A 345-nucleotide genomic window follows, 5' to 3' on the forward strand; every position below is an offset into this window, starting at 1 on the left:
CGCCCGCCCCGTCACCACGTTCTGCGCGCCCGCATCGTCCCGCGCCAGCGACTCCAGCCCCGCCAGCAACTCGTCGCGATCCGCACCCAGCACCACACCCCGGTGCTCGAACCTCGATCGCGCCACCGCCAACGACCAAGCAACATCGCCCAGTTCGAGATCCGCATGCGCCAGCAGATGCTCCCGCAGCCGGGCGGCCTGCCCGCGCAGCGCCTCCGGCGTCTTCGCGGAGAGGGCCAGCGGCACGACACCGGCCACCACCGACGGAGCCGCGTCGGAACCGTCGGACTCCGGCTCCTCCGCCGTCGCCACCTGCTCCAGGATGACGTGCGCGTTCGTCCCGCT

The 345-nt window shown here is 73.0% G+C and carries 1 protein-coding gene; it reads right to left on the reverse strand.

Features of this window, described 5'->3' with window-relative positions; all coding sequences use genetic code 11:
- Nucleotides 1-345, reverse strand: a 345-nt coding sequence (locus STRAU_RS34180; protein WP_037663782.1) for a CurL C-terminal domain-containing protein, incomplete at both ends; no start/stop codon positions are given.

The organism is Streptomyces aurantiacus JA 4570 (assembly GCF_000414115.1).
Taxonomy (GTDB): domain Bacteria; phylum Actinomycetota; class Actinomycetes; order Streptomycetales; family Streptomycetaceae; genus Streptomyces; species Streptomyces aurantiacus_A.